The 6,342-nt window shown below is 72.2% G+C and carries 8 protein-coding genes and 5 tRNA genes; 7 read left to right on the top strand and 6 right to left on the bottom strand.

All coding sequences use genetic code 11. The features are described from left to right. The first annotated feature begins 193 nt into the window (after positions 1–193). On the top strand, positions 194–754 hold the full coding sequence (locus KUM38_RS15915; RefSeq protein WP_217130031.1) for a CGNR zinc finger domain-containing protein: 561 nt from the start codon (positions 194–196) through the stop codon (positions 752–754). A gap of 92 nt (positions 755–846) precedes the next feature. Here KUM38_RS15915 and KUM38_RS15920 read toward each other — a convergent pair whose 3' ends face one another. Together KUM38_RS15920 and KUM38_RS15925 are read right to left on the bottom strand one after the other, a co-directional pair. After that, positions 847–1,020 (bottom strand): hypothetical protein, encoded by a 174-nt coding sequence (locus KUM38_RS15920; protein ID WP_217130043.1) that lies wholly within the window; start codon positions 1,018–1,020, stop codon positions 847–849. A gap of 153 nt (positions 1,021–1,173) precedes the next feature. Then, the gene (locus KUM38_RS15925) at positions 1,174–1,611 is read right to left on the bottom strand and encodes a hypothetical protein (RefSeq protein WP_217130041.1); all 438 of its coding nucleotides are present in this window, start codon (positions 1,609–1,611) and stop codon (positions 1,174–1,176) included. Between the two features lie 261 nt (positions 1,612–1,872). On the opposite strand from KUM38_RS15925, the gene KUM38_RS15930 reads away from it, so the two are divergent. Beyond that, complete coding sequence (locus KUM38_RS15930; protein ID WP_217130032.1) at positions 1,873–2,397, top strand: DsbA family protein; 525 nt, start codon at positions 1,873–1,875, stop codon at positions 2,395–2,397. Positions 2,398–2,425: 28 nt separating this feature from the next. Here KUM38_RS15930 and KUM38_RS15935 read toward each other — a convergent pair whose 3' ends face one another. The 3 genes from KUM38_RS15935 to KUM38_RS15945 are packed head-to-tail and all read right to left on the bottom strand — an operon-like array spanning position 2,426 to position 5,173. Further along, entirely contained in the window at positions 2,426–3,250 is an 825-nt protein-coding gene (locus KUM38_RS15935; protein WP_217130033.1) for a GNAT family N-acetyltransferase, read from the bottom strand. A 52-nt stretch (positions 3,251–3,302) separates the two neighbouring features. Beyond that, positions 3,303–4,124, bottom strand: a complete 822-nt coding sequence (locus tag KUM38_RS15940; RefSeq protein ID WP_217130034.1) for an aminotransferase class IV — start codon at positions 4,122–4,124, stop codon at positions 3,303–3,305. Further along, a complete protein-coding gene (locus tag KUM38_RS15945) occupies positions 4,121–5,173 on the bottom strand; it encodes a chorismate-binding protein (protein WP_217130035.1) in 1,053 nt (350 codons plus the stop codon). Before KUM38_RS15945 ends, KUM38_RS15940 begins: the two co-directional genes overlap by 4 nt. Before the next feature lie 154 nt (positions 5,174–5,327). Here KUM38_RS15945 and KUM38_RS15950 point away from each other — a divergent pair. The 5 genes from KUM38_RS15950 (at position 5,328) to KUM38_RS15970 (ending at position 5,789) form a co-directional block, all read left to right on the top strand. Further along, positions 5,328–5,400 (top strand) — tRNA-Gly (locus KUM38_RS15950). Positions 5,401–5,437: 37 nt separating this feature from the next. Continuing rightward, positions 5,438–5,511: transfer RNA gene (locus KUM38_RS15955), tRNA-Cys, on the top strand. Between the two features lies 1 nt (position 5,512). Further along, positions 5,513–5,584, top strand: a tRNA-Val gene (locus KUM38_RS15960). Positions 5,585–5,603: 19 nt separating this feature from the next. After that, positions 5,604–5,675, top strand: a tRNA-Val gene (locus KUM38_RS15965). Between the two features lie 42 nt (positions 5,676–5,717). Then, positions 5,718–5,789: transfer RNA gene (locus tag KUM38_RS15970), tRNA-Val, on the top strand. Positions 5,790–5,839: 50 nt separating this feature from the next. Here the strand turns inward: KUM38_RS15970 and KUM38_RS15975 are convergent. Further along, complete coding sequence (locus tag KUM38_RS15975) at positions 5,840–6,124, bottom strand: zf-TFIIB domain-containing protein (RefSeq protein WP_217130036.1); 285 nt, start codon at positions 6,122–6,124, stop codon at positions 5,840–5,842. Between the last annotated feature and the right edge of the window lie 218 nt (positions 6,125–6,342).

Below are 6,342 nucleotides of genomic sequence, written 5' to 3' on the forward strand. Positions count from 1 at the left end.
CGCGGGCGGCGCCGTTGCGCTGCGCGCACGCCGGGCCGGTGCCGGCCGAACGGGTGATCGGGAACGACGGCCGAGGTCCGCGCGTTGCATTCGAAGCCATGTGCGGAGCGGGGAGGTACGGGGCGCGCCGGAGCCACTACCATCGGCCAGCATCGGCGGGCGCCCGCCCGACCCCCAGGCCAGGGAGCGAACTGTGCTGATCACCCACGACACCCGGTGCGCACTCGACACCGTGGTGGATCTGGTGAACTCCGCGCCGGAGGACGACACGACACCGGAGGGGCTGCCGGACGTCGCGGCCCTCGAGGAGTTCGTGCGGCAGCACGAGGTCAGCGAGGTCGGGGTGCTCACGGAGTTCGACCTGGCTGCGGTGCGCAAGATCCGCGGCCGGTTCGCGGCGGTCTTCGCCGCTCCGGACGCCCGCGCGGCCGCCACGCTGATCAACGAGCTGGTCGCGGCCGCGGGCACCACGCCCCGGCTCACCGACCACGACGGCTACGACTGGCACGTGCACTACTTCGCGCCCGGCGCCTCCGTGGCCGACCACCTGGCCGCCGACTGCGGGATGGCGCTGGCGTTCTTCGTGGTCGCCGGGGAGCAGGAGCGGCTGCGACGCTGTGAGGCCCCGGACTGCCGGCACGCCTTCGTCGATCTCTCCCGCAACCGCTCGCGCCGCTACTGCGACAGCCGCACCTGCGGCAACCGTCTGCACGTGGCCGCCTACCGGGCGCGGCGCAAGGAGGCGGCGGGCTGACCTCCCGGGGCCGCCCCGCGGCCGGCGGAGCAGCCGTTCGATGCCGTGCCGACGCGGTCCCGACGGGTGACGCCGGGTACCGCGGGTACGGCTCACAGCCACAGCAGGTCGTGCAGGGCAGCCGTGAGCAGCAGACACCCGATCACCGCCAGGAAGATCATCAGCGGTGGCTGGGAAAGGGCGAAGAGACATCCACGCGGCTCGTCCTGCTGCGGCGCGGCATCGCTCTGTGTCGTGTCCAGCATCTCGCGGTGATGATGACGCATCGGGAGCACCCGACGCGATCAACACTCACGGAGTGCGTGCGAGTTCGCCGATTCCGCGATCTACGGTTCGGGTTGTGATCGCTTCCGGGCGCTCCGGGACGCCCTGTGACGTTTCTGCCGGTCGCACGCGCGTTCACCCGCGGTGCGCCAGCGTCATATGCCGTGCTTCTTGAGGATGGCCTCGATGTCGCTGAAGTCGTCCTCGCCCCGGGAGGCGGGAGCGGGACGGGCCGCCGGGCGGGCTCCCTGGCCCAGGGAGGGCGCGGAGGCCCCGGGTGCCACCGCCTCGGGTCGTGCCGCGGCCCGCGCGGCTTTGCGCTCCTTACGGGTGCCGCCGCGCCGGCGCTCCACGGTGCGGGTGGTCGCGAACAGTACCCAGGACAGGCCGAGCACTCCGAAACCGGCCCATGCCGTCGGGCTGAAGGCGGTGTCGGCCAGCCAGTCGACGACGCCGGTCATCACCAGGCCGAGGGGCACGAGCGAGTAGGCGGCGATGCGGGCGGCCGTGAGGAAGCGTTTGCGGTAGGCCGTGATCACCGCGATGCCCAGGCCTGCCGCGGAGACGGCGGAGCAGACGGTCTCGGCAATCATCCGGTCCTCCAGGCAGGTGGGGGCGCTGTGGCGCTTCGTCCCTTCCATCCTGCACCTGCGGGGCCCCGCAGGGCCATGTTCCGGCCGGACATCAGGGACATCTCCGGGTCGGCGCTCCTCCGCAGGTGCCGGTGAGCACCCCTTCTTCGGCCTTCGGCCCCGGACGGGCCGGAAGGCGGGCCCCGGCCTCGGGTCCGGGCCCGCTCCGGAGCGTCCTGCCTCCGATTGGGTGGCGGGCGGCCCGGCTGGGAGACTGTGACCATGAACGACTCCTCCCCCGCCCGTCCCGCCGCCCCCGTCCTCGACGTCTGGTGCGAGCTGCAGTGTCCGGACTGCCGCACCGCCCTCGACGACCTCCGTGCCCTGCGGGCCCGCTACGGCGACCGCCTGGAGCTGCGGCTGCGGCACTTCCCGCTGGAGAAGCACAAGCACGCCTTCGCCGCCGCCCAGGCCGCCGAGGAGGCGCTGGAGCAGGGGCGGGGGTGGCCGTACGTCGAGGCCGTGCTGGGACGGGTCGAGGAGCTGGACCGCCGGGGAGAGGACTTCCTCGTCGAGGTCGCCCGGGAACTCGGTCTGGACGCCGAGGAGTTCGACACCGCGCTGATCGACGGACGGCACATCCTGATCGTGGACGCGGACCAGGCCGAGGGCAAGGCGATCGGGGTGACGGGCACCCCGACGTACGTCATCGGCGGTGAGCGCCTCGACGGCGGCAAGAGCCAGGAGGGCCTGCGCGAGCGCGTCGAGGAGATCGCGGACCGGCTGCTGGCCGGGCAGGAGGGCTGACCCCGGGCCCCGCGGGTCCCGCCCGCCGTCACAGGAGCGGCTTGTACATCGAGTACTGCGTCGTGCCGTAGCCGAGTGAGTCGTAGAGCCGCTCGGCCGGGGTGTTCCCGGCGAACACGTTGAGGCCTATGACCCGGTTGCCCGCGGCGACCGCCTGGGCCTCGGCGAGCAGCATGAGCGCGCGTCCGTGCCCCCGGCCGCGGTGGGCGGCGTCGGCCTCGACGTCGAAGACGTAGGCCCGCTCCCCGCGCACCGACAGCCACAGGGTGCCCACGGGGGTGCCCTCGTGTTCGAGGACGCTGAAGAGCATGTCCTCGGTGGCGCGGCCGTCGGGCAGCAGCGCGGCGTGGTCGTTCGCCGCCTTGGCCCGCGCCTCGGCCTCCGGCACCCCGCGCCGGATCCAGTCCCCCGCGTAATTCTCCTGACCCTTGGCCGACCAGGGCCCGAACTCGTCCTCGGTCATGGGCCGGGCCACGCTGCCTTCCGGAAGCACGGGCGGGCTGTCCCCGAGGGCTTTCTCCATGGTCCGGTTGCGCACGACGTAGCCGAGCGCCGTGGCGAGCCCGAGGGCGGCCCGGGCGTCGGCGGGGACCGTCGCCTCGATACGGCGGCACCCCCAGCCGCGCGCCGCCTCCTCCGCGGCGAGCGCGGCCACCGTGCCCCGGCCGCGCCGGCGGTCCGGCTCCTCGATGCGCAGGCTCATGATCCGGGCCACGGCATCGCCGAAGACGGGATGCGTGCCGAGATGGACCGCCCCGACGGGACGGCTGTTCACGCACACCTGGTAGCGGCGCGAGCGCGTGCCGTCGGGATTCTGCTGAAGCGGCTCGGCCGGCCGCAGGGTGGTGGTCATCAACGGTGTTCTACCCGGTGCCGCGCCCGGGATCAGCCGAATTCCGGGTCCGTCACGGATCGAGGTCGGTCCCGGAGCGCTCGTCGAAGATCCGCATGGCCTTGGCGGTCACCGGGCCGGGGGCACCGGGCAGTTCGCGGCCGTCGACGCGGTACACGGCCTGGACGTCGCGCAGGGTGGAGGTGAGGAAGATCTCCTCGGCCCGCTCCAGCACGTCCAGCGGCAGGTCGGTCTCCTTGGCGCCGGTCCACTCGACGGCGAGGGCGCGGGTGATGCCGGCGAGGCAGCCGGAGGCGAGGGGCGGGGTGTGGAGCTCGCCGTCGAGGACGACGAAGACGTTCGACCCGGTGCCCTCGCAGAGCTGTCCCACGGTGTTGCCGAACAGCGCCTCGGACGCGCCCCGCTCGCGGGCGCGGGCGAGGGCGACGACGTTCTCGGCGTACGAGGTGGTCTTCAGGCCGGTGAGCGCGCCGCGTTCGTTGCGGGTCCAGGGGACGGTGATCACCGCGGTGGAGTCGGGGCGGCGGGTGGTCTCACCGAGCGCGACCACGAGGGTCGGACCGTGCTCACCGCGGTCGGAGCCGAGCGGGCCGTGGCCGCCGGTGTAGGTGAGGCGCAGCCGGCCGAGCGGCATCGGGTTGGCCTCGAGGACGGCGGCGCAGGCGCGGCGGACCTCGTCGAGGTCGGGGTCGGGCAGTCCGAGCCCGCGGGCCGAGCGGGTCAGCCGGTCGAGGTGCCGGGTGAGCGCGAACGGACGGCCGTCCACGGCCTTCACCGTCTCGAAGACGCCGTCGCCCACGGTCAGTCCGTGGTCGAAGACGGAGACGCGGGCGGACTCGGTGTCCTGCAGCCCGCCGTCGAGCCAGATCTTCACCTCTGGGTCCCTTCACTCATCTCGTACGTTCCCGACGCTACCGCGAGCAGCCGGGAGGCCTTCAGTTCGGTCTCCCGCCACTCCCCCTCGGGGTCGGAGCCCCAGGTGATCCCGGCGCCGGTGCCGAACCGCAGGACGGCGTCACCGCCCGTGGTCCGGTCGATCCAGAAGGTGCGGATACCCACCGCGAGCACGCCGGTGCCGCGGTCGGCGTCGACCCAGCCGATGCCGCCGCAGTACGGACCGCGGGGCGCCGTCTCCAGCGCGTCGATGATCCGCAGCGCGCTGGACTTGGGCGCGCCGGTGACGGAGCCGGGCGGGAAGGCGGCACCGAGCAGCTCGGGCCATCCCGCACCGCCTCGCAGCTCGCCCCGCACGGTCGACACGAGGTGGACGAGTCCCGGGTGCTTCTCGACGGCGCACAGGTCGGGCACGGTCACCGTGCCGGTGTCGCAGACCTGTCCGATGTCGTTGCGGACCAGGTCGACGATCATCACGTTCTCGGCGTAGTCCTTCTCCAGCAGGTCGGCCTCGGTGCGCCCGGTGCCCTTGATCGGCCCGGACTCGACGACCCGGCCCTCCCGCCGCAGGAACAGTTCGGGTGACGCGGTGGCGATCTCCACCCCGTGGCCGGGCAGGCGAATCGTTCCGGCATACGGCGCCGGGTTGCCCCGGGCGAGCAGGGCGGTGAGGGCGTCCACGTCGGCGCCGGACGGCACGGGCGCGGACAGGACACGGCAGAGGTTCGCCTGGTAGACCTCGCCGGCGGCTATGTGGTCGCGGATACGGCGTACGGCCGTCGTGTACGCGCCACGGTCGAGCGAGGACGTCCAGTCACCGGCCGCCGGCCCCCACCAGGCCCCCGGCACGGGGGCGGGAACCGGCTGCTCCCGGACCTCCCGGAAACGGGCGCAGGTCAGCCGGCCCTCGAAGTCGGCGGCGACGGCCCAGAACCCCGTGGAGTCCAGGGCGGCGGGGTCGTCGGTGACGTCGAGGAGACCGGTGGCGACGCGGTCGCCGAAGCGGGCGAGAGGGGGCAGGTCCAGCACACGACGAGTCTATGGCGGGCACGGTTCCGGTGACCTGGGCATGTCCGTGAGCAGGCGCAGCGCAGCACGCTGCACAAACGGGTTTTTGTACTGGCCCCGGAATCCGCTAGAGTTCAGTTCGTCGCCGGGACGCGCAAGCCGACCGAAACGACAGGCGGACGTAGCTCAGTTGGTAGAGCGCAACCTTGCCAAGGTTGAGGTCGCGAGTTCGAGCCTCGTCGTCCGCTCGAAGGAAGAGGGGGCTTCCCGGTCCCCTACACTCCTGGTGGAGTGGCCGAGAGGCGAGGCAACGGCCTGCAAAGCCGTCTACACGGGTTCAAATCCCGTCTCCACCTCCAAGGACGATTAGCTCAGCGGGAGAGCGCTTCCCTGACACGGAAGAGGTCACTGGTTCAATCCCAGTATCGTCCACTGGATCTCCGGATCCCCCGCGCGATTAGCTCAGCGGGAGAGCGCTTCCCTGACACGGAAGAGGTCACTGGTTCAATCCCAGTATCGCGCACGCAGTACACACGAACCACTCCGCGGAGTGATCGTGTCCCGAGGACGATTAGCTCAGCGGGAGAGCGCTTCCCTGACACGGAAGAGGTCACTGGTTCAATCCCAGTATCGTCCACACCGCCCGAAGCCCCCGGTCGTCCGACCGGGGGCTTCGTCGTGCGTCCGTCAGCTGGAGAAGAGCATGTGCCCGAAGCTCTTGTTGCGGTGGTGACCGTGGTGGCCGTGGCCGGCGTGCGGGGCGCCCCAGGCGGGAGCCGGGGCGGCCGGGTAGGCCTGCGGGGCGGCGGGCGGGGCCGGCGGCGCGGGCTGCGACCACTGGGCCTCCAGCCGGGTCAGCGACTCCAGCTCGCCGTAGTCGAGGAAGATGCCTCGGCACCCACTGCACTGCTCGATCTGGACACCGTTGCGGTTGTAGGTGTGCATCGGGGCACGGCACTTCGGACACTGCATGATCGGTTCAACTCCTCGCCGGTCGTTCCTGCTTCGCGTATCGCCAGGACAGACTCTGTCCGGCTGCGGGTCGGTTGCACCCTACGTCGCGAAACTTCGGCTCAGCCCGACGGGGTGACGGGGCGGACCGAGCCCATGCGCGCGCAGGCGTCGACCAGCGACTGTTCCACCTCGTCCAAGGGCCGGCCGGCCACGACGGCCTTGGTGACGGCGCGGGC

This window comes from Streptomyces sp. AC558_RSS880, from assembly GCF_019049255.1.
Taxonomy (GTDB): Bacteria; Actinomycetota; Actinomycetes; order Streptomycetales; family Streptomycetaceae; genus Streptomyces.